The sequence below is a fragment of the Streptomyces sp. bgisy159 genome, from assembly GCF_057707805.1.
In genome coordinates this window covers 114,830-135,783 of record NZ_JBYIQX010000018.1, presented here as the reverse complement: position 1 = coordinate 135,783, position 20,954 = coordinate 114,830, and the positions used below count along the sequence as shown (strand labels likewise).

Here is a 20,954-nt window from a genome sequence, read left to right as displayed (position 1 = left end):
TGCTACAACAGGTCTACACCACTGAGTGGTGTAGACCACCACCCGATGGAGGACATCCATGAGCACCGCCACCGCCTCGGCGCCCCCCACGAAGAAGTGGGGATCCGGCCTGTTCCAGGGCCTGCAGAAGGTCGGCCGCAGCCTGCAGCTGCCCATCGCCGTGCTTCCGGCGGCGGGCATCCTGCTCCGGTTCGGGCAGCAGGACATTCACGACAAGCTGAACCTGCCCGACAAGGTCTCGGCGGTGTTCGCCACTGCCGGTGGCGCGATCTTCGACAACCTCCCGATGCTGTTCTGCATCGGTGTCGCGATCGGCTTCGCCAAGAAGGCCGACGGCTCCACCGCCCTGGCCGCCCTGGTCGGCTTTTTGGTCTACAGCAACGTCCTGAAGGCGTTCCCGGTCACCGAGGCCAAGGTGCAGGCCGGCGAGGACATAGCCGCGACGTACAACAACCCCGGCGTCCTGGGCGGCATCGTCATGGGCCTGCTGGCCGCCGTGCTGTGGCAGCGCTACCACCGCACCAAGCTCGTCGACTGGCTCGGCTTCTTCAACGGCCGCCGCCTGGTGCCGATCATCATGGCGTTCGTCGGCACGCTCATGGGTGTCTTCTTCGGTCTGGTCTGGGAGCCCGTCGGTGAGGTCATCTCCGACTTCGGCGAGTGGATGACGGGTCTCGGCGCCTTCGGTGCCGCCCTGTTCGGCCTGATCAACCGTGCGCTGATCCCCGTCGGCATGCACCAGTTCGTCAACACCGTCTCCTGGTTCCAGCTCGGCGACTTCACCAACGCGGCCGGCGAACTGGTCCACGGTGACCTCAACCGCTTCTTCGCGGGCGACCCGGACGCCGGTCAGTTCATGTCCGGCTTCTTCCCGATCATGATGTTCGGCCTCCCGGCCGCCGCGCTCGCCATCGCGCACTCCGCCCGGCCCGAGCGCCGCAAGGTCGTGATGGGCATGATGGTCTCACTCGCCCTGACCTCGTTCGTGACGGGTGTGACCGAGCCGATCGAGTTCTCGTTCATGTTCATCGCGCCGCTGCTGTACGCGATCCACGCGCTGCTGACCGCGCTGTCGATGGCCGTCACCTGGGCGCTCGGCGTCCACGCGGGCTTCACCTTCTCCGCCGGTGCCATCGACTACGGCCTGAACTGGAACCTCGCCACCAAGCCCTGGATGATCATCCCGATCGGCCTGGTCTTCGGCGCGATCTACTACGTCGTCTTCCGCTTCGCCATCACCAAGTTCAACCTCCCCACCCCGGGCCGTGAGCCCGAGGAGGAGGTCGAGGACCTCACCAAGGCGTGACGGCTCTCCGAGAAACGCGTGACGCCCGGCCGGGACCCCCGGCCGGGCGTTTCGTTCGTGGGCGGCGGCCCGGGTGTCAGACCTCGTACGTCGCCCGCGGCACCGCCAGCTCCACCGGACCGTCGTAGACCGCACGCGCGTCCGCCAGGTTGACCTGCGGGTCGGTCCACGGCGGGATGTGGGTGAGGACCAGGCGCCGGGCGCCGGCGCGGGCCGCCGTCTCGCCCGCCTCGCGGCCGTTGAGGTGCAGGTCGGGGATGTTCTCCTTGCCGTGCGTGAACGCCGCCTCGCACAGGAACAGGTCGGTGTCGCGGGCCAGTTCCTCCAGGACCGGCGTCACGCCCGTGTCACCGGAGTACGTCAGCGACCTGCCGCCGTGCTCGATGCGGATGCCGTACGCCTCCACCGGGTGGGCCACGCGTTCCGTGTGCACCGTGAACGGGCCGAGGTCGAAGGTCGACGGCTTGACGGTGTGGAAGTCGAACACCTCGCTCATGGAGGAGGCCGAGGGGGTGTCGGCGTAGGCCGTGGTCAGGCGGTGCTCGGTGCCCTCGGGGCCGTAGACCGGGAGGGGGGCGCATCGGCCGCCGTCGTGGCGGTAGTAGCGCGCCACGAAGTACGCGCACATGTCGATGCAGTGGTCGGCGTGCAGATGGCTCAGAAAGATCGCGTCGAGGTCGTAGAGACCGCAGTGGCGCTGCAGCTCGCCCAGGGCGCCGTTGCCCATGTCGAGAAGCAGCCGGAAGCCGTCGGCCTCGACGAGGTAGCTCGAGCAGGCCGATTCCGCGGACGGGAACGACCCCGAGCAGCCGACGACGGTGAGCTTCATGAAACAGAAACCTCCGCTGGCGGGAACGTCGATGAGAGGGTCACGGGGGTCGTGCGGTCCGTCGAGCGTAAGGCGCGAAACCTCAGGTCGCTCCTCCACCAGGGGCCGTTGTGGGGGAACTCACCTGCACTGTCACCGGTTCGGCTGGAAGCGGTGCGGGTGGAGTGCGCACGGGGCGCGCGGAGACGGGCGCACGCCGGTACCGTCATGCTCATGGACACGTCCTGGTGGCTGGCGCTCGCGGCGGTGGTACTGCTCGCGCTGGTCGCCACGCTCGTCGACGGCTGGGGGCGCGGCGCCCGGCCGCCGCGGCGCGGTCGGCGCGCGGGAACGGGAACGGGCGAGCGCACGGGCCGCGACCGGGCGGCGGACGGCGACGCCCGGCCGCGGCCCGCGGAGATCTGGTGGGCCCGGGTGCCCCACGAGGAGGGGCCGGCCTCACCCGAGGGGGTGAAGGACCGGCCCTGCCTGGTGCTCGGGGTACGGGGGCGGCACGCCACCGTCGCGAAGATCACCAGCCGGTACCGCGACGAGCGGACCGGGGTGATCCCGCTGCCGCCCGGCGCGGTCGGCGACGCCCGCGGGCGCCCCAGCTTCCTGGAGACGGACGAACTGCGCGAGGTCCCCGTCGGTCACTTCCGCCGCCGGGTCGGCGTGGTGGACCCGGTCCTGTGGGACCAGGTCCGCCACCTCGCGACATAACGCCCGGGAGACGTAGCGCCCGGGGAACACGGCCCTACGCCCAGAGCTGCCCCTGGAGGGTCTCGATCGCTTCCTCGGTGGTGGCCGCCGTGTACACGCCCGTCGACAGGTACTTCCAGCCGCCGTCGGCGACGACGAACACGATGTCGGCGCTCTCGCCGGCCTTGAGAGCCTTGCGGCCGACGCCGATCGCCGCGTGCAGCGCCGCGCCGGTGGAGACGCCCGCGAAGATGCCCTCCTGCTGGAGCAGCTCACGGGTGCGGGTGACCGCGTCCGCCGAGCCGACCGAGAAGCGGGTGGTGAGCACGGAGGCGTCGTACAGCTCGGGCACGAAGCCCTCGTCGAGGTTGCGCAGGCCGTACACCAGGTCGTCGTAGCGCGGCTCGGCGGCGACGACCTTCACGTCGGGCTTGTGCTCGCGCAGGTAGCGGCCGACGCCCATCAGGGTGCCGGTGGTGCCGAGGCCCGCGACGAAGTGGGTGATCGAGGGGAGGTCCGCAAGGATCTCCGGGCCCGTCGTGGCGTAGTGGGCCCCGGCGTTGTCCGGGTTGCCGTACTGGTAGAGCATCACCCAGTCGGGGTGCTCGGCGGACAGTTCCTTGGCGACCCGTACGGCGGTGTTGGAGCCTCCAGCGGCCGGCGAGGAGATGATCTCCGCGCCCCACATGGCGAGCAGTTCCCGGCGCTCCTGGGAGGTGTTCTCGGGCATCACGCACACGATGCGGTAGCCCTTGAGCCTGGCCGCCATGGCCAGGGAGATGCCGGTGTTGCCGCTGGTGGGCTCAAGGATGGTGCAGCCGGGGGTGAGCCGGCCGTCCTTCTCCGCCTGCTCGATCATGTGCAGGGCGGGGCGGTCCTTGACCGAGCCGGTGGGGTTGCGGTCCTCCAGCTTCGCCCAGATCCGGACGTCGGCGGACGGCGACAGCCGCGGCAGGCACACCAGAGGGGTGTTGCCCACCGCGGCCAGCGGGGAGTCGTAGCGCATCGCCGGTCAGACCATGCCGCCGGCCACGGCCGGCAGGATCGTGACCGTGTCGCCGTCGGACAGCTTGCTGTCGATGCCGTCGACGAAGCGGACGTCCTCGTCGTTCAGGTAGACGTTGACGAAGCGGCGCAGCTGCCCCTCGTCCACGATGCGGGCCTGGATGCCCGCGTGCCGGGTCTCAAGGTCGGCGAACAGCTCGGCGAGGGTGTCACCGGTCCCCTCCACCGCCTTCTGGCCGTCGGTGTACTGGCGGAGGATGGTCGGGATGCGGACCTCGATGGCCATGGCTTCAGGGCTCCTGTCGGGAGTAGTCAGTCGGGGCGCGCGGCAGCGCAAGGAGGCAGGGTGTTGCGGTTTCGGGCGCCGCGGCTCACGGCCGTACGGCGGCAGGGCGGCGTCAACAGATGGCGCTGGCGAGCCTGCACAGGTCGACGTGCAGCCGCGCCACGAGCAGTGTGCCCGGCGTCTTGTCGCTCACGTCCTTCTCAACCATGGGTTCATCGTATCGATTCCCGGTCCGGCTCCTGGAATGTGATCCCACATGGCGGACGGAATCGAGCCGGTGGGTGAGACCGGTGCCGGCCGGGACCGCTACGCGGACGCCCGCCGCACCAGGCGGGTCGGGGTGACGACCGAGGTGAGAGCGGTGTCCTCGCACAGCAGGCGGGCCATGAGCCGGCCCATACCGGTCACGTCCTGGTGGACGGTGGTCAGCGGGGGGTCCGTGGTCTCCGCGACGGCGGGCAGGTCGTCGAAGCCGACGACGGCGACGTCGTCCGGGACCCGTCGGCCACGGCGGCGCAGGGTGTGCAGGGCGCCGGCGGCGGTCAGGTCGGACGCGGCGAAGACGGCGTCCAGGTCGGGGCGGCGGTCCAGCAGCGCGGCCATGGCCTCGGCGCCGCCCCGCCAGGTGTAGTCGCCGTGCTCGACCAGGTCCGGGGAGGCGTCCAGCAGGACGTCCCGGTAGCCGGCCAGCCGGTCCTCGGCGGACTGCTCCTGCGCACAGGGACCGGTGATGGTGGCGATGTGCGCGCGGCCGAGAGAGACCAGGTGCTCCACGGCCTGGCGGGCGCCGCCGCGGTTGTCGCCGTCGACGTAGACCCGGTCGCGCACGGTGTCGCCGGCGCGCAGCCGGGGCCGGCCCCCGAAGACGACCGGCAGCCCGATCCGGTCGACCATCTCGTCCAGCCGGTCGTCGGGGCGCAGGTTGAACAGCAGGGCGCCGTCGACGTGGCCGGCGCCGAGGAATCCGCCGACGCGCGGGTAGTCGTCCGGGTCGTCGACGAACAGCAGCACCGGCTGGGCGCCGTGCCGGGCCAGCTCGCGGCGGATGCCGCGCAGCAGGCAGTCGAAGAACGGGTCGAGGAAGAGCCGGTCGCGGGGCTGGGTGGCCACCACGGCCACGGCGTCGTTGCGGCGGGTGACGAGCCGGCGGGCGGCGTGGTTGGGCACGTAGCCGAGCTCGGCGATCACCGCGCGGATCTGCGCGGCGACCTCGGCGCGCACCTTGGGCTCCCCGTTGATCACGCGGGAGACGGTGGACTTGGAGACCCCGCAGCGGCGCGCGACGTCCACCAGGGTGGGGCGCCGCACGGTCGTTGGGTGTGTCAACAGCAGCTCCACGGTGGCGAGTTGGAGATGCGGCGAAGGTCTGTCGGCCGCGCTGCGCACACCGTAACCGTCGATCCTGACCGGCGCCCCGGGGTTTCCGGTCAAGGTCGCGGGCCGCGCCGACGCGTTCAGTACGCCTCGACGACCCGGACCTCCTCCTCGGTGACCACGCCGTCCACGATGCGGAACGAGCGGAACTGGAACTCGCCGAGGCCGTCGGTGTCCGCCGTGGAGACCAGGACGTAGTGGGCGCCGGGCTCGTTGGCGTAGGAGATGTCGGTGCGGGACGGGTAGGCCTCGGTGGCGGTGTGCGAGTGGTAGATGACCACGGGTTCCTCGTCGCGGTCGTCCATGTCCCGGTAGAGCCCCAGCAGGTCGCCCGAGTCGAACTCGTAGAAGGTGGGCGACATGGCCGCGTTCAGCATGGGGACGAAGCGCTCGGGGCGGTCCGAGCCCGCCGGACCGGCGATCACGCCGCACGCCTCGTCGGGGTGGTCCTTGCGCGCGTGGGCGACGATCTGGTCGTGGAGGGCCTGGGTGATGGTCAGCATGCCCGCCAGGATAAGCAGAGGGCCGCCCCGTACCGGTGGGTGGTACGGGGCGGCCCACATGCTGGGACGTGCGGTCAGACCGTCTTGGCGGTCTCCACGTCCTCGGGCTCCACGGAACCGAGGGCCTCGCGCGCCTTGCGCTCCCGGACGTAGTCCAGGAAGTGGTTCAGTTCGCGCTTGACGATCGGGGCCAGCAGGTAGAGGCCGATGATGTTGAACACCGACAGCAGGAACAGCGCCGAGTCGGCCAGGTCGATCAGCGCGCTGAGGGACATCAGCGAGCCCAGCAGGACGAACGCGCTCCACACGGCCTTGAAGACGGTCTCGCTGGCCTTGGAGCGGCCGAAGAGGTACGTCCAGGCCTTCAGGCCGTAGTAGCCCCAGGTGAGGATCGTGGAGAAGGCGAACAGCAGCACCGCGACGGTCAGCAGCTTCGGGAACCAGGGCAGCACGGTGGCGAACGCGTCCGAGGTGATGGTGACACCGCCGACGTCGGCGCCGGCGCGGGCCTGCTCCCAGCTCGCGGGGTTGGCGATGACGATGGTCAGCGCGGTCATGGTGCAGATGACGACCGTGTCGATGAACGGCTCCAGCAGGGCGACCAGACCCTCGGAGGCGGGGTGGTTGGTCTTGACCGCGGAGTGGGCGATCGGAGCGGAGCCCAGGCCGGCCTCGTTGGAGAAGGCGGCGCGCTTGAAGCCGACGATCAGTGCGCCGATCACACCGCCGGCGACGCCGTCGGCCTCGAAGGCGCCCTTGACGATGGTCTGGAAGGCGTCGGGCACCGCGGTGACGTTGACCAGGATGACGATCAGGCAGGCCACGATGTACATGCCGGCCATCGCCGGGACCAGCTTGCTGGTGACGGAGGCGATGGAGCGGATGCCGCCGAGCAGCACCAGGCCGACCAGCGCGGCGACGACCAGGCCGAAGAGCACGGCACCGGCGGAGGAGGCCAGGAAGCCGTCCTCGCCGCCGAAGGTCGAGGAGATCTGCGCGTAGCTCTGGTTGGTCTGGAACAGGTTGCCGCCGAACAGGCCGAAGAACAGGACCATGATCGAGGCGAGGACGGCGAGCACCTTGCCGGCCTTGGCGCCGCGGGCGCCGAAGCGCTCGGCGAGGCCCTTGGGCAGGTAGTGCATCGGGCCGCCGGAGACGGTGCCGTCCGCGTGCTTCTCGCGGTACTTCACGCCGAGGGTGACCTCGACGAACTTGCTCGCCATGCCGAGCAGACCGCAGAGGATCATCCAGAAGGTGGCGCCGGGGCCGCCGATGGAGACGGCGACGGCCACACCGGCGATGTTGCCCAGGCCGACGGTGCCGGAGACGGCGGCGGTCAGCGCCTGGAAGTGGTTGACCTCGCCGACCGAGCCCTCTTCGTCGTACTTGCCGCGCACCGTGTCGATGGCGAGCTTGAACTTGCGGAACTGGATGAACCCGAACCAGGTGCTGAACACCAGGCCGGCGATCACCAGCCACGCGACGATGAGCGGCAGCTCGGTGCCGTTGACGGTGACGGAGTAGAAGACCTTTTCACTGACCCAGGTCGACACGGGATGAACCGCGTCGCTGACGGCGTCGTCGATCTTCTGGGTGATGGAGTCGAGTGACACGAGCTACCTCAGTGGCGCAGGGGACGTGCTGGCGTGGCGCAGCAGTGCGGCGACGTGCAGCTTTGCGGGTTTTGAGCGAACGCCGTTGTCCGTTCGGCGACGGGAGAAGCACTGCCCCCGCGGACCCGGGGTGAAAACTGCTTCTTGTCGTGCGAGCCGGCGATGACCGGCTCCCCCGATCCGGCGAGGGGTGGTGCCGAAGCGGAGTTGCGAATTCTTACCACAGCGTTTACGCGGCCTTTGGTGACGCATCTCACACGACACCGCCCCCGGGGCGTAAAACCCCAGGGGCGGTGACAGGATCGTTATCCGGATTTGAGCGTCCGCTGAGCGAACGCGCGGGTAACCGGAACCCGGACAGTCACGGCATAAGGGTGGACACCAGCGTCTCCTGGAGCCCCCCGAGCCAGAGGTAGGCCATGACCATCGGCTTGCGCGGATCCTCGTCGGGGAGCCGGTAGAGCAGGTCGGTGTCGTCCTCGTCGCCGATCTCCAGCCGGGAGCCGATGGCGAGCCGCAGGTCGTTGAGCGCGGCCAGCCACCGCTGGGACTCCTCGGGGGACAGTTCCAGCACCGCCCCGGCCTCGTCGACCGGCGCCAGCGCGTCCAGGGAGCGGATCACGGCGAGGGCGTTGTCCCGCTTGCCGGCCCGCAGGTCGTTCTCGGTGAAGCGGCGGAACTCGGCGGAGTGGGCCTGGTTCTCCTCGGCCCGGCGCGGGTCCGCGGGCGGCTCGACCGGATCGGTGTAGGCGTCCGGGAACAGGCGGCGCAGCACGGGGTCGGAGGGCGGCTCGCTGGGCCCCTCGGCGAACAGCTCGGCGAGCGGGTCGCCGGGGGCGTCCTCGGCGGGCCCCGGGCCGATCAGCTCCAGGAGCTGGACCGCGAGGGAGCGGATGATGGAGATCTCGACCTCGTCGAGCGCGACGGCCGCGCCGCCGCCGGGAAGCGGTTCGAAGTGTCCTGGCATCGGCGTGGTGGCTACTTCCGGTCCTGCTGGAGGGTGGCCCACAGACCGTAGCCGTGCATCGCCTGCACGTCGCGTTCCATCTCCTCGCGGGTACCGCTGGAGACGACCGCCCGGCCCTTGTGGTGGACATCGAGCATGAGCTTGGTGGCCTTGTCCTTGGGATAGCCGAAGTACGACTGGAAGACGTACGTCACGTAGCTCATGAGGTTGACCGGGTCGTTGTGGACGATCGTGACCCAGGGGACGTCCGGCTCGGGGACGGCGAAGACCTCCTCCGCCGACTCGGTGCGTTCGATCTCTAGGGGAGCGGGTGACGTCACACCGACCATGCTGCCACGCCGGGCAGATATCGTCACACTGACGAGATTGGCGTACGATGACCGCATGAACACAGCGGACCTTGGCCTGCCGTTGGACGTGCCCTCCACGGCGCTCTTCACCGACCAGTACGAACTGACGATGCTCCAGGCGGCCCTGCGGGCGGGCACCGCCGGGCGGCGCAGCGTGTTCGAGGTCTTCACCCGACGGCTGCCGGACGGGCGACGGTACGGCGTCGTGGCGGGCACCGGGCGGGTCCTGGACGCGGTGGAGAACTACCGCTTCGACCCGGGTGTCCTGGGCTTCCTGAGCGAGCGGTCCATCGTCGACGAACGCACCCTGGAGTGGCTCGCCGGATACCGCTTCTCCGGCGACATCTGGGGCTACCCGGAGGGCGAGGTCTACTTCCCGGGCTCGCCGATCATGCGCGTGGAGGGCAGCTTCGCCGAGTGCGTGCTGCTGGAGACGGTGATCCTGTCGATCCTCAACCACGACTCCGCCATCGCGGCCGCCGCCTCCCGGATGTCCGCCGCCGCCGGGGACCGCCCGCTGATCGAGATGGGCGCCCGCCGCACCCACGAACTGGCCGCCGTCGCCGCCTCGCGCGCCGCCTACATCGGCGGCTTCGCCTCCACCTCCGACCTGGCGGCCGGCTACCGCTACGGCATCCCCACGGTCGGCACCTCCGCCCACGCCTTCACCCTGCTGCACGACACCGAGCGCGACGCCTTCCGCGCCCAGGTCGACTCGCTCGGCCGGGGCACCACCCTCCTGGTGGACACCTACGACGTCGCCGAGGCGGTCCGTACCGCGGTGGAGGTGGCCGGGCCCGAGCTGGGCGCGGTGCGCATCGACTCCGGCGACCTGCTGCTGGTCGCCCACCGGGTGCGCCGGCAGCTGGACGAGCTGGGCGCCCGCGACACCCGCATCATCGTGACCTCCGACCTCGACGAGTACGCCATCGCCTCGCTCGCCGCGGCCCCCGTGGACGCCTACGGGGTGGGCACCCAGCTGGTCACCGGGTCCGGGCACCCGACCTGCTCGATGGTGTACAAGCTGGTCGCCCGCGCCGAGTCCGACGAGCCGCGGGCCCCGCTGACGCCGGTGGCGAAACGGTCCACCGGCGGCAAGACCTCCATCGGGGGGCGCAAGTGGGCGGCCCGGCGCCAGGACGCGTACGGCGTCGCCGAGGCCGAGGTGGTCGGCACCGGGCCGGTGCCCGCCGAGCTGGCCGACCGGCAGCTGCCGGTGGAACTGGTCAAGGGCGGCGAGGTGGTCGCCCGCGAGCCGCTGGACGCCGTACGGGACCGGCACATCGCCGCCCGTGCCGGTCTGCCGGTGTCCGCGACACAGCTCTCCCGCGGGGAACCCGTCCTTCCGACGGAGTACGCGGTGCAACGGTCGGGTAGCTAGCGTCTGTCCCCTCCCCTACCGCCGCCGAAGTCTCTAGGCTCAGTCACGTCACCCATAGTCGAAGGACACCCACCATGCGCCGCGCCTTGATCGTCGTAGACGTGCAGAACGACTTCTGCGAGGGGGGCAGCCTCGCGGTGGCCGGGGGTGCCGACGTGGCCGCCGCGATCACCGAGCTGATCGGGCAGGCCCCCGCCGGGTACCGGCACGTGGTGGCCACCCGTGACCACCACATCGCGCCCGGCGGCCACTTCGCCGACAACCCCGACTTCGTCCACTCCTGGCCGGCGCACTGCGTCGCCGGCACCGAGGGCGTCGGGTTCCACCCGAACTTCGCGCCGGCGGTCGCCTCGGGGGCGATCGACGCGGTGTTCGACAAGGGGGCGTACACGGCCGCCTACAGCGGGTTCCAGGGCGCCGACGAGAACGGGACCCCTCTCGCGGACTGGCTGCGCGCGAGAGGGATCGACGAGGTGGACGTCGTCGGGATCGCCACCGACCACTGCGTGCGGGCGACCGCGCTGGACGCCGTGCGGGAGGGTTTCCGTACGCAGGTGCTGCTGGACCTGACGGCCGGGGTGGCCGCGGAGACCACCGAGCGGGCGGTCGACGAGATGCGGGACGCCGGGGTGGAGCTGTCGGGGAAGCCGGTGGTGCTGTAGCCCCGGCTACAGCCGCGCCCCCCTCTTGAGGTGCCTGATCGGGCGCCACAGCTCCACGGCCAGACCCGTGGTCGCGACACCGTTGTCAGGGGCGGTACGCCATATCAGGCCGTCGGGGTGGTGGAGCACCGCGGTGATCTCGTCCGGGGTCGGAGGGGCCGCGTTGCCGCGCAGGTAGACGGCGCGCAGCCCCAGGTTGCGGAGCCTGGTCAGGGCTCGGGCGCGGTTGGCGGCGAGGACGAGCACCCGGACGCCGCCCGGGCCGTCCCCGGCGGGGCTGGGCAGGTTGAGTGCCACCACCACCGAGCCGTTGGGCAGTTTGCAGAAGCCTCCTGCGGCCATGCGGTCACATCCCCGTTCTGGTCGGTCGTCGCGAAGGTGTCAATAAGCGAGCCACAGCACGCACCTAAACACGATCGGCGGCAACCCGCCAGGGGTTGCCGCCGATACGCTTCTGACCTGCGAGAACGTCGACTACTTCGCCGACGGACCGACCAGGAGGGTCATCTTCGAGCCGCTCAGCGGCTCCCAGAGGATCCGGATCGAGGTGTTGGTGTCAGTGACCTTGACACCGGCACGCGGGTTCGACGGGTCGTAGTACGTCGACTTGCCGTCGTCGAAGACCGGGACGCCCATGCGCATCGGGACGCGGGTGGCGACGCCGTTCTTGTGCAGGGTGATCGAGTCGGTCGGGTACCAGCTGAAGGTCGAGTCGTACGCCTGGACGCGGTTGCGCATCAGCGTGCCGTCGGAGAACTTCAGCGGCGCGGGGTGGGAGTCGATCGGGAGGACCAGGCCCTCACCCTCGTGCTGGCTGGTGTTGTTGTCCTTCTGGGAGGTGTCCCACTTCCAGATCAGCAGACCGTTCTGGTACGGGTAGTGCTCGACCCAGCCCGGTCGGGTGTCCGACCAGCCGAAGTTGTACGGACCCGTCTTGAGGGTCTTGTCGTACGACACGTACTGGCGGTTCTCGGCGATGTAGAACTGGTCGTAGTCGTCCGTGATCGCCGCGCCGATGCGGGTGAAGCCGTTGGCCGTCCAGGCGGCGTCCGCGGACTCCGCGTCGTCGGCGAAGAGGGTCGCGCCGTCGGCGGTGACGGTGATCTCGTCCGCCGCGAAGCCCTTCTGGGCCACGCCGCCGTCGGTGGCGTAGCGGAAGCGCAGGTCGATCTTCTTGCCGGCGTAGGCGTCCAGCGGGAAGGTCAGCTTCTGGTAGGCGTCGACCGAGCCGGTGAGGGCCGGCTTGTCGCTGCCGTCCCGCGGGATGGCGGTGCCGTCGGCCAGGGTGCCGTCGATCGGCGTGAAGGTCGCGCCGCCGTCGGTGGAGACCTCGGTGTAGAGGTAGTCGTAGTCCGTCTCGATGTCCCACCAGCCGTCGAGGCTGAGGCTCGCGGAGGACTTGCCGGTGAGGTCCACCGAGCGGGTCAGGGTGTTGCGCAGGTCGTCACCGCTGCCGCTCCACCACTGCGTCGCGCCCTGCGCCGGCGGGACCACCTCGGTGGTGACCGTCTTCTGCGGCAGGGTGACGACGACGGCCTGCGGCCGCTTGGTGTTGTACTCGGCGACGCCCAGCGTGTGCAGGGAGCGCTTGCCGGCCTTGGCGGTGTCGTACTTCAGCCAGCCCAGCTGCAGCTTGTCCCAGGCGTTCATGTCGCCCGGCATGTCGCCGATGGACTCCTTGCCGGTGCCCAGCCAGGAGCCGGAGGACATCAGCGTCCAGAAGCCGGTGGAGTTCTCGCCGCCCTGGGTGTCGTAGTGGTCCGGCAGACCGAGGTCGTGGGCGTACTCGTGGGCGAAGACGCCCAGTCCGCCGTTCTCCGGCTGGATGGTGTAGTCGCCGACCCAGATGCCGGTGTCACCGATCTGCGTGCCGCCGAGCTTGTTGTTCTCGGGGCCGGTGGCGCCGGCGTCGGTGCCGAAGGCGTACCAGCGGTGCGCCCAGATGGCGTCCTCGCCCTGCGCGCCGCCGCCCGCGGACTCGTCCTCGCCGGCGTGCACGATCTGGAAGTGGTCGATGTAGCCGTCGGGCTCGTTGAAGTTGCCGTCGCCGTCGTAGTCGTAGCGGTCCCACTGGTCGTACTGGGCCAGCTGCGCCTTGATGTCGGCGTCGGACTTGCCGGCCGCCTTCTGCCCGGCGACGAACGCCTTCAGGCCGTCCTGGACGGCGTACCAGGCGCCCTGCGGGGCCAGGTTGGAGCCGTAACGGGCCTCGTTGTACGGCACCTTGACCCAGTCGGCGACGTCGCCCTCGACGGAGTAGCGGCCCGAGGACTGCTTCTCGTAGTAGGTCTTCAGCGAGGCGGTGCCGTTGCCGAAGTACATGTCCTGGTAGTGGGCGCGGTCGTAGTCCGCCTGCCAGGCCGTGCTGTTGTCGTCCGCCCGGTCGGGCTGGGCTATCTGGTTGTGCAGCGGACCGGGCGTGCCGCCGTAGCGGGGGTCGACCTGGTCACCGAACTCCACGAGGATCGTGAAGATCTTGTCGGTCTTCTCGCGGCCGAGCTCGACGTACTTGGAGCCGCGGCCCCAGCTGTCGAGCTGGACGACCTTGGAACCGTTACGGTCCTTGACCGCCGCCTCGCCGGATATGACCTGCTTCAGGGCTTCTTCGCGCTGGGCCTCCTGCCGCTTGCTGAGCGGCCCGTCGAAGTCGTGCTCGCGGGTCTCGACGGGCTGCGGGTCGTGCCCGTCGGCCGCCGGAGCCGCCGACGGCTTGTTCTCGGCGGCGGTCGCCACGGCGAACGTCGAGAACGTGGCCGAGGCCGCCGCGAGGGCGACGACGGTCGCCGCCGTTCTGAACGTCCAGGATCTACTGGTCACTTGGTGTCCTCCCCTAACGCGCCCGTACGCGCGGAAGGGGCGTCCTCTTGTCAAGGGAAGTCCGCGCGCGGTTATACGCGTGTAGTCAAGTGACGCCATTTGACTACTGGTTTGCTGGAAAAGACAGACCTTGACTTGGTCAGGTCAAGTGCACTATTGGGAGACGCCGGTTCGCATTGCGGACGTGTGACCCTGTGCGCCCCCCGTGCACCGGCACCGTGGGTCAGGTCACGCTTACCGTTCGTTCCCCTCGGGCATGCACGCCCTTAGAGTCGAGTCGCCCCCGCTTCCGAGGACACGATTGCCATGCCTCGTCCGACTGTCGCACAGCTCACGTACGGTTCCTGCACCGTGGTCTTCTCGACGCTCGCCATGCTGCTGCTGTCGCAGGCGAGTTCGGGCGTCGCCGTCACTCTGATCGCCGTCGCGGCCCTCGCGCTCGGCCTGCTCGTCGCACTGACCGCACCGGCGCCGAAACCGCGGCCACCGGCCGCCGCACCGGCCGCGCCCGAGCGCAGCGGACAGCCCCGGCGGGAGCCGGTGGCACGCTGACCGGCCGCCCGGCGCGGTGAACGGCGCCGCGTGGGAGCCGCGTTGTGTGACGTAAACCGTGCACCGGGTCAGGAGTGTTCCGCTTCGGCTCAGTTGACGGTGACCACCACCGTCTTGGCCGCCTTGTCGTGCAGGCCCTGTTTGTACGGCTTGTCGAAGAAGCTCCAGCCGCCCGCGATCGCGGTCCAGAAGACGAAGCAGCAGAACGCGAACGGCACCCACAGCACGAGGGCGCGCAGCAGCGAGGTCTGCAGGGACGGCGTGGCCCCGTTGTCGAGGTTGGCCACACGCAGGCCGAGCCACTTCTTGCCCAGCGTCTGGCCGGTCCGCGCGGTCAGGAAGGTGTCGTACGCGATGTAGAGCACCGCGGCGACCACGGACCGCGACAGGGACCTGCCGACCTGGACCTCGTCGCTGTCCACGCCGTAGTCGCCGAGGCCGAAGGCCCACGAGAGCAGCGCCAGCGCGATGAACACCAGCACCATGTCGATCAGCCGGGCCAGCGTGCGCCGGCCGCTGTCGGCGAGCGGGGGCATGCCGGCCTGCGGGTCGGCCGGGTGACCGCCGTACGGGTCACCGCCGTGGGCCCGACCGCCGTACGGGTCACCGCCGTACGGCTGCCCGCCGTAGGGGTGGCCGCCCTGCGGTGGGGGCGGCTGCTTCCGGAACGGGTCGTCCTCCGGCGGTTCGCCGCCGGAACCGGGGGGCGGTTCGGTCGTCATGGCCCGAGTGCACCGCGAACCCGGCGGCCTCGCACCCGGCGAGCCGCCGTCCGGAGTACCGGCGTCCGCGGTCCCCCGGCCGAGGCCCCGGCGTCCGCTCGGAGAGGCGGCCGGCCGCCGGGGCGACGGGTCAGCCCGCGACGAAGGTGTGCGCCGCCTTGTCGTGCCAGCACTGCCGCCACGGCTTGTCGATCAGGCCCCACAGCACGCCGACGACCCCGACGGCGAGCAGGCCGGGGACGCTGTAGACCAGCCAGCGGCGCAGGGCCGCGCCGAAGGTGGGCGGCTCGTGCCCCTCGATGTCGCGCACCTCCAGTCCGAACAGCTTCTTGCCGAGGGTGCGGCCCCACCTGGCGGTGGGCAGCGCCTCGTAGAGCGCGCCGAAGAGGAGGAGGACGGCGAGGACGACGCCCAGGTACGCCGCGGTGGTGCCGTCCAGGATCCAGACGGTGACCGTGCGGCCGGACAGCTTGGCCGCGTCGATCTTCTCGTTCACGTGGTCCAGGGCGCGGGTGCCGAGCGGCACGGCGGCCGCGGTGGTCACGGCGCCCAGGACGACGGTGTCCACCAGTCGGGCGGCCAGCCGCTTGCCCAGCGGGGCGGGCCGGGCCGCCGCCTGGCGCCGGGCGGCTGCCTGGAACACGTCCTCCACCGGGGGCTTCCACGGTGCGACGGGCTGCTCGCCGCCGCCGGCGCCCCCGGCCAGCTGGTGCACCTGCTGCGCCCAGGAGGGCTGACCGCCACCGGGCCCGGACGTCACGGGGGCGGCCGGGGACGCCTGAGCCGCGGCGGCGGACGCGTCGGGCGCGGGCGTCGTGCCCGGGAAGGCGGGTGCGGAGGGCGTGTGCGAGGCGGCGGCGTCGGGGCTCTGGGGCCCCGAGGGGGCCGGGGCGGAAGGGCCGGGGACGGCGGGCGACGCGGCCCGGACCGCCGCCCGGTCGGCCGACGCCCGCTCTGCGGCGGCCTTGCCGGCGGCGAAGCCGGGCTTGGCGGGGGCGGGCACGGCAGGGCCGGCCGCGGGCGCCGCCGGCGCGGTGCCCGCGGGCGCCGGGACGCCGGAGGCGGGCGGTGTCGGACCCGCAGGGGTGCCCGGCAGGGGCGCGGGCGGTGCGCCGAAGGCCGGACCGGACGGGGCATGACCCGACGACGCCTGGCCGGGCGGGACATGGCCGGACGGCGCCTGGCCTGACGAGGCATGGGCGGACGGGGCATGGGCGGACGGGGCACGGCCGGGGCCGGCACCCGCCCCGGAGCCGGCGGCCGACGGCCCCGCCGCCGGGTCGGCGAACACCGCTCCGCCGGTGGGGACCGGGTCCGGGGCGGCCGGCCGCGCGTCGCGGGCTCCGTCGTGGTCGGCGCTGCGCGGCTGGGGCGCGCGGAAGGTCATGGTGCCGGGGTCGGCGTCACCCGCTGCGGAGCCGCCGGGGGCGGGGTCGGCCGCCCGGCCGGCGGGGCCGACGGTCGGGCGGCGGAAGACGAACGTGCCCGACGGATCGGGCGCGGCCCCGCCCGGGTCGCCGCCGGACCCCGCCGCCGGGGTCGCCCGCTCGCTCTGGTTTTCGGGGGGTGCCGCGGACGGCGCCGGTGTCCTCGGGTCCGCCCCCCAGGAGACGCGCCGGTCGTGGTCACCGCCGAAGCCGGCCTGCCGGGAGCGGTCGGCCGCCCAGGCGGAGGCGGGTTCCGCGCGGTCGCCGGAGGGCCCCGGGCCGTCCGCGGGGGCGGACGGCCCGGTCGGCTGCGGGTCCTCGTCGAAGAAGTGCGGGCCCGTCTCCTCGACCGCAGGGACGGGGAACGCGCCCGGCGGCGGGGCGAGCGGCTCGCCGTCGCCGGGCGCCGGACGGCTGGTGCCGGGCACCCAGGAGGCGCCGTTCCAGTACCGGACGTATCCAGGAATGGACGGGTCCGGGTAATACCCTGCGCGGGGCCGGTCGTCGCCGGGGGCCGGGGTGGGGGCGCTCATGTCCGTCGTCCCGTATCTGCTCGGGGGTGGGATGGGGGCCTCCACATCTATCAGACCGGCGCAACCTCCACCGCCCCTCGCGCACGACCCACTCCTTTCCGTGCAACCTCGTGCATCCGTCTGCACAGCCGGAAAAGAAAGGTGCCCGAACCCGCGTAATGCTTCCGGTCCGGCCCCCTCTCTCTCCTGTGCGCGGGCCCGTCCGAGGGCTCCACGAGAGGAAGGAACCGCCATGCACACCGTGGTCGAACGCGAACTGGAGCTGCGGCTGATCCTGTCGCCCGAGCGGAGCATCCCGGTGCCGGCCCGGCTGGGCTACCGCAGCGACGACCCGTTCGCCGTCCATGTCACCTTCCACGTCGACTCCGAGTTCCCGGTGCACTGGACGTTCGCCCGGGAGCTGCTGGTGGAGGGGGTGTTCCGGCCGTGCGGGCAGGGGGACGTGCGGGTGTGGCCGACGAAGGCGGAGGGGCGCGGTGTGGTGCTGATGGCGCTCAGCTCACCGGACGGCGACGCGCTGCTGGAGGCGCCGGCCGCGCAGGTCTCGGTCTGGCTGGAGCGCACGCTGCGGGTGGTGCCGCCGGGCACCGAGAGGGAGCAGTTGGGCATCGACGACGCACTCGACCAGCTGCTCGCCCGGTGAGCCGCCCTCGGCCTGCCCGGGGGCCGGGTCAGAACAGCTTGCCCGGGTTGAGGATGCCGAGCGGGTCGAAGGCCTCTTTGATCCGCCGCTGCATCTCCAGCCCGACGGGGCCTAGTTCGCGGGCCAGCCACTCCTTCTTGAGGAGGCCGACGCCGTGCTCGCCGGTGATGGTGCCGCCCAGTTCGAGGCCGAGGGCCATGATCTCGTCGAACGACTCCCGGGCGCGCCGTGACGCGTCGGGGTCTTGGGCGTCGAAGCAGACGGTGGGGTGGGTGTTGCCGTCGCCGGCGTGGGCGACGACGCCGATGGTGAGCCGGTGCCGGGCGGCGATGCGCTCGACGCCGTCGAGGAGGTCGCCGAGGCGGGAGCGGGGCACGCACACGTCGTCGATCATCGTCGTGCCGCTCACCGCTTCGAGCGCGGTGAGCGACGAGCGCCGGGCCTGCAGCAGGAGTTCGGACTCGGCGGCGTCGTCGGCGGGCACCACCTGGGTGGCGCCGGCCGCCTCGCACAGCTCGCCCACGGCCGCCAGGTCGGCGGCGGGGTCGGCGGTGTCGAAGGCGGCCAGCAGCAGCGCCTCGGTGGTCTCCGGAAGCCCCATGCGGGTGAGGTCGTTGACCGCCTTCACGGTCGTACGGTCCATCAGTTCCAGCAGGGACGGGACGTGACCGGCGGCCATGATCCGGCAGACGGCGTCGCAGGCGGCGCGGGCGGAGGCGAACTCGGCGGCCAGGACCAGGTGTCGCGGTGGCCGGGGGCGCAGGGCCAGCACCGCCCGGACGACGACGCCGAGGGAGCCCTCGGAGCCGACGAACAGGCGGGTGAGGTCGTATCCGGCGACGCCCTTGGCGGTGCGCCGGCCGGTGGACATCAGGCGGCCGTCGGCCAGGACGACGTCGAGTCCGAGGACGTACTCGGCGGTCACCCCGTACTTCACGCAGCACAGGCCGCCGGACGCGGTGCCGATGTTCCCGCCGATCGTGCACGTCTCCCAGCTGGAGGGGTCCGGGGGGTAGGCGAGGCCGTGCTCGCCGACGGCGCGGGACAGGTCCGCGTTGACGACGCCCGGTTCGACGACGGCGATCCGCTCGACCGGGTCGATCTCCAGGATGCGGTCCATCCTGGTCAGGGACAGCGCGATGCAGCCGTCGCCGGCGTTGGCGCCGCCGGACAGGCCGGTGCGGGCGCCCTGCGGGACGACGGGAACGCGCAGTGCGGTGGCGGTGCGCATCACGTGCCGCACCTGCTCGACCGTGCGCGGCAGCACCACGACCGCCGGGCGGCCGGCCGGGCAGAAACTGGCCATGTCGTTGGCGTAGGAGGCGGTGACGTCGGGGTCGGTCAGCACGGCGTCGGCCGGCAGGCCCGCGAGCAGTCGGCCGGTCAGTTCGTCACGGTCCGCGCCGGAGGCACCCTCGATACGGCTCATGATCACAGCGTGTCACCCGCGGCCATCGGTGTGAACCCCACCTGCTCCGTCCCGGGGCCGCCGCGAGGGGCTCGTTCCGCTGACGCACAGTGAGCGTCATGGACAACGCCGCCGCAGCGCCCGCCGAGCCGCCCGCCTCGCCCGCCGCCCCCGCCTCGGCCCCCCGGACCGCCCCGGCACCCGCGCCCCCTCACCCCTCCCCGGAGCAGGGCCCCTCAGCCGATCCGGGCCCCTCGGCGGGCTCGGCTGCCCCGGGGGACACCGGTCCCGCCGCCCCGCCGCTCCCGGACAGCTCCGCCGCCCGCGTCCCGGCGCCCGGCGTGAGCTCCGAGGCCCTGCCGGCCGCCGGACGGCGCCCCGACCCGGCCGCGGAGAGCCCCGCGCACCCCGGCACCCCGGGCTCCGTACCGGCCGCCTCGGACAGCGGCGCCCGGAGACAGGGGGACGCCGCGTGCCCGGGCCGCCGTCCGGGACGGCGGTGGGGGCGGTGGCTGCTGGTGGGCTCGCTGGCCGGCGGGCTGCTGGCGGGGGCCGGTGTGGTGCTGTGGGGGTCCGGGGGGCCGGGGCCGCGGCCGGCCGTGGGGCCCGCTCCCGCGGTGGAGGCGCGGGGCGCCGTGGTCAGGGGGGTGGCGGCCTCGTTGCCCGGGCTGGCAGCGCTGATCGGCGAGCAGGAGGCGTTCGTGCGGCGGCACCCCGACGACCCGCGCGGGTGGGCGCTGCTGGGCCGGGCGTACGTCGAGCAGGGGCGGCGGACCGCCGACGCCGCCGGGAACTTCCCGCGGGCCGAGCGGGCGCTGCGCGCCTCGCTGGCGGCCGGCCGCACCCCGGAGGCGCTGGACGGCCTGGCCGCGCTGGCCGGCGCGCGGCGCGACTTCCGGGCCGCCCGCCGCTGGGGCGAGGCCGCGCTGAAGGCGTCGCCGCGCCGGTGGACGACGTATCCGCTGCTGATCGACGCGTACACCGGGCTCGGCGACCACAAGCGGGCCGGGGCCGTCCTGGACAAGCTGACGGCGGCGCGGTCGGGGCCGGCGGTGCTGGCGTGGGCGGCCGGCGTGTACCGGGACCGCGGCTGGCGCGAGGACGCGGCCGCCGCCCTGTCCGACGCCGCGGCGGCCGCCGTCTCCCCGGCCGAGCAGGCGGCCTGGCGGGAGCGGGCCGGGCAGCTGGCCTGGGAGCGCGGGGACCGCGAGGAGGCGCTGCGGCAGTTCGAGGAGGCGGTCCGGCTGGACCCCGACCAGCGGGCCGCGCAGGCGGGGCAGGGCAGGGCGCTGGCCGCGCTGGGCCGCGCCTCGGAGGCGCTGACCGTGTACCGGATGGCGCTCGCCAAGCAGCCGCTGCCGCAGTACGCCCTGGAGCTGGGCGAGGTGTACGAGTCGCTGGGCCTCACCCAGGCCGCGCGCGTGCAGTACGACCTGCTGCGCGAGCAGGTCCGCGAGCGGGCGGCCGGCGGGGTGGACGGACGGCTGGTCCTCGGGCGGTTCGAGGCGGACCACGGCGACCCGGCGCTGGCGGTCCGGCTGCTGCGCGAGGAGTGGCGGCGGCAGCCGGGCACCGCGGTGGCCGACGCGCTGGGCTGGGCCCTGCACCGCGCCGGGAACGACGAGGAGGCGCTCGGGTTCGCCGTGCGGGCCACGGACCGGGAGCACGGCGGCACGGTGCTGAGTGCGCCGTACTCCTACCACCGGGGCATGATCGAGCGGGAGTTGGGGCGGACCGGCCCGGCCCGCCGCCATCTGGCGGAGGCGCTGCGGATCAACCCGTACTTCTCGCCGGTGCACGCCCCGGCGGCCCGGGCCGCGCTGACTGCGCTGGGCGAGCCGCCGGACGTCCGGGCGCCGCGGTGAGCCGGCACTCCCCCGGGCCGGCCGGGGGGC

The 20,954-nt window shown here is 72.5% G+C and carries 21 protein-coding genes; 7 read left to right on the top strand and 14 right to left on the bottom strand.

The genetic code is table 11. From position 1 onward, the window contains the following. The first annotated feature begins 58 nt into the window (after nucleotides 1-58). Nucleotides 59-1,306 (top strand): PTS transporter subunit EIIC, encoded by a 1,248-nt coding sequence (locus AC3ET3_RS19390; protein WP_432133256.1) that lies wholly within the window; start codon nucleotides 59-61, stop codon nucleotides 1,304-1,306. A gap of 76 nt (nucleotides 1,307-1,382) precedes the next feature. On the opposite strand, the gene AC3ET3_RS19385 is transcribed toward AC3ET3_RS19390, so the two are convergent. Beyond that, nucleotides 1,383-2,135 carry an MBL fold metallo-hydrolase gene (locus AC3ET3_RS19385; protein WP_432133257.1) on the bottom strand — a complete coding sequence of 251 codons (753 nt, stop codon included), beginning with the start codon at nucleotides 2,133-2,135 and terminating at the stop codon, nucleotides 1,383-1,385. A 213-nt stretch (nucleotides 2,136-2,348) separates the two neighbouring features. On the opposite strand from AC3ET3_RS19385, the gene AC3ET3_RS19380 reads away from it, so the two are divergent. Beyond that, nucleotides 2,349-2,837, top strand: coding sequence for a type II toxin-antitoxin system PemK/MazF family toxin (locus AC3ET3_RS19380; protein WP_432133258.1), 489 nt, complete (start codon nucleotides 2,349-2,351; stop codon nucleotides 2,835-2,837). A 34-nt stretch (nucleotides 2,838-2,871) separates the two neighbouring features. On the opposite strand, the gene AC3ET3_RS19375 is transcribed toward AC3ET3_RS19380, so the two are convergent. From AC3ET3_RS19375 to clpS, 8 genes are all read right to left on the bottom strand, one after another. Beyond that, on the bottom strand, nucleotides 2,872-3,822 hold the full coding sequence (locus AC3ET3_RS19375) for a PLP-dependent cysteine synthase family protein (RefSeq protein WP_435612542.1): 951 nt from the start codon (nucleotides 3,820-3,822) through the stop codon (nucleotides 2,872-2,874). Between the two features lie 6 nt (nucleotides 3,823-3,828). Then, a complete protein-coding gene (locus AC3ET3_RS19370) occupies nucleotides 3,829-4,107 on the bottom strand; it encodes a MoaD/ThiS family protein (protein ID WP_432133260.1) in 279 nt (92 codons plus the stop codon). A gap of 112 nt (nucleotides 4,108-4,219) precedes the next feature. Then, the gene (locus tag AC3ET3_RS19365) at nucleotides 4,220-4,315 is read right to left on the bottom strand and encodes a putative leader peptide (protein ID WP_432133261.1); all 96 of its coding nucleotides are present in this window, start codon (nucleotides 4,313-4,315) and stop codon (nucleotides 4,220-4,222) included. 98 nt (nucleotides 4,316-4,413) lie between these two features. Beyond that, on the bottom strand, nucleotides 4,414-5,433 hold the full coding sequence (locus AC3ET3_RS19360) for a LacI family DNA-binding transcriptional regulator (RefSeq protein WP_432133262.1): 1,020 nt from the start codon (nucleotides 5,431-5,433) through the stop codon (nucleotides 4,414-4,416). A 128-nt stretch (nucleotides 5,434-5,561) separates the two neighbouring features. After that, entirely contained in the window at nucleotides 5,562-5,984 is a 423-nt protein-coding gene (locus tag AC3ET3_RS19355; RefSeq protein ID WP_432133263.1) for a M67 family metallopeptidase, read from the bottom strand. A gap of 74 nt (nucleotides 5,985-6,058) precedes the next feature. Then, complete coding sequence (locus AC3ET3_RS19350) at nucleotides 6,059-7,597, bottom strand: alanine/glycine:cation symporter family protein (protein ID WP_432133264.1); 1,539 nt, start codon at nucleotides 7,595-7,597, stop codon at nucleotides 6,059-6,061. A gap of 361 nt (nucleotides 7,598-7,958) precedes the next feature. Further along, nucleotides 7,959-8,564 carry a DUF2017 domain-containing protein gene (locus AC3ET3_RS19345; RefSeq protein ID WP_432157315.1) on the bottom strand — a complete coding sequence of 202 codons (606 nt, stop codon included), beginning with the start codon at nucleotides 8,562-8,564 and terminating at the stop codon, nucleotides 7,959-7,961. Between the two features lie 11 nt (nucleotides 8,565-8,575). Next, the gene (gene clpS, locus AC3ET3_RS19340) at nucleotides 8,576-8,893 is read right to left on the bottom strand and encodes an ATP-dependent Clp protease adapter ClpS (protein ID WP_432133372.1); all 318 of its coding nucleotides are present in this window, start codon (nucleotides 8,891-8,893) and stop codon (nucleotides 8,576-8,578) included. A 55-nt stretch (nucleotides 8,894-8,948) separates the two neighbouring features. Between clpS and AC3ET3_RS19335 the strand changes: the two genes are divergently transcribed. Next, on the top strand, nucleotides 8,949-10,295 hold the full coding sequence (locus tag AC3ET3_RS19335) for a nicotinate phosphoribosyltransferase (protein WP_432133266.1): 1,347 nt from the start codon (nucleotides 8,949-8,951) through the stop codon (nucleotides 10,293-10,295). A 74-nt stretch (nucleotides 10,296-10,369) separates the two neighbouring features. Next, nucleotides 10,370-10,957: a nicotinamidase gene (locus tag AC3ET3_RS19330; protein WP_432133267.1), complete on the top strand. Its 588-nt coding sequence runs from the start codon at nucleotides 10,370-10,372 to the stop codon at nucleotides 10,955-10,957. 6 nt (nucleotides 10,958-10,963) lie between these two features. Here the strand turns inward: AC3ET3_RS19330 and AC3ET3_RS19325 are convergent, their stop codons facing one another. Next, nucleotides 10,964-11,299: a hypothetical protein gene (locus AC3ET3_RS19325; RefSeq protein WP_432133268.1), complete on the bottom strand. Its 336-nt coding sequence runs from the start codon at nucleotides 11,297-11,299 to the stop codon at nucleotides 10,964-10,966. Nucleotides 11,300-11,431: 132 nt separating this feature from the next. Further along, nucleotides 11,432-13,774, bottom strand: coding sequence for an immune inhibitor A domain-containing protein (locus AC3ET3_RS19320; protein ID WP_432133269.1), 2,343 nt, complete (start codon nucleotides 13,772-13,774; stop codon nucleotides 11,432-11,434). 306 nt (nucleotides 13,775-14,080) lie between these two features. Here AC3ET3_RS19320 and AC3ET3_RS19315 point away from each other — a divergent pair, with 306 nt between their 5' ends. Next, nucleotides 14,081-14,326 (top strand): hypothetical protein, encoded by a 246-nt coding sequence (locus AC3ET3_RS19315; protein ID WP_432133270.1) that lies wholly within the window; start codon nucleotides 14,081-14,083, stop codon nucleotides 14,324-14,326. A gap of 89 nt (nucleotides 14,327-14,415) precedes the next feature. Here the strand turns inward: AC3ET3_RS19315 and AC3ET3_RS19310 are convergent, their stop codons facing one another. Together AC3ET3_RS19310 and AC3ET3_RS19305 are read right to left on the bottom strand one after the other, a co-directional pair. Further along, nucleotides 14,416-15,048 carry an RDD family protein gene (locus tag AC3ET3_RS19310; RefSeq protein ID WP_435612541.1) on the bottom strand — a complete coding sequence of 211 codons (633 nt, stop codon included), beginning with the start codon at nucleotides 15,046-15,048 and terminating at the stop codon, nucleotides 14,416-14,418. Between the two features lie 130 nt (nucleotides 15,049-15,178). After that, nucleotides 15,179-17,008, bottom strand: coding sequence for an RDD family protein (locus AC3ET3_RS19305; protein WP_432133272.1), 1,830 nt, complete (start codon nucleotides 17,006-17,008; stop codon nucleotides 15,179-15,181). A gap of 232 nt (nucleotides 17,009-17,240) precedes the next feature. On the opposite strand from AC3ET3_RS19305, the gene AC3ET3_RS19300 reads away from it, so the two are divergent. Next, nucleotides 17,241-17,651 carry an SsgA family sporulation/cell division regulator gene (locus AC3ET3_RS19300; RefSeq protein ID WP_432133273.1) on the top strand — a complete coding sequence of 137 codons (411 nt, stop codon included), beginning with the start codon at nucleotides 17,241-17,243 and terminating at the stop codon, nucleotides 17,649-17,651. A gap of 28 nt (nucleotides 17,652-17,679) precedes the next feature. Here AC3ET3_RS19300 and AC3ET3_RS19295 read toward each other — a convergent pair whose 3' ends face one another. Continuing rightward, nucleotides 17,680-19,086, bottom strand: coding sequence for an FAD-binding oxidoreductase (locus AC3ET3_RS19295; protein ID WP_432133274.1), 1,407 nt, complete (start codon nucleotides 19,084-19,086; stop codon nucleotides 17,680-17,682). Nucleotides 19,087-19,178: 92 nt separating this feature from the next. Between AC3ET3_RS19295 and AC3ET3_RS19290 the strand changes: the two genes are divergently transcribed. Continuing rightward, nucleotides 19,179-20,924, top strand: coding sequence for a tetratricopeptide repeat protein (locus AC3ET3_RS19290; RefSeq protein ID WP_435612540.1), 1,746 nt, complete (start codon nucleotides 19,179-19,181; stop codon nucleotides 20,922-20,924). Nucleotides 20,925-20,954 lie beyond the last annotated feature (30 nt).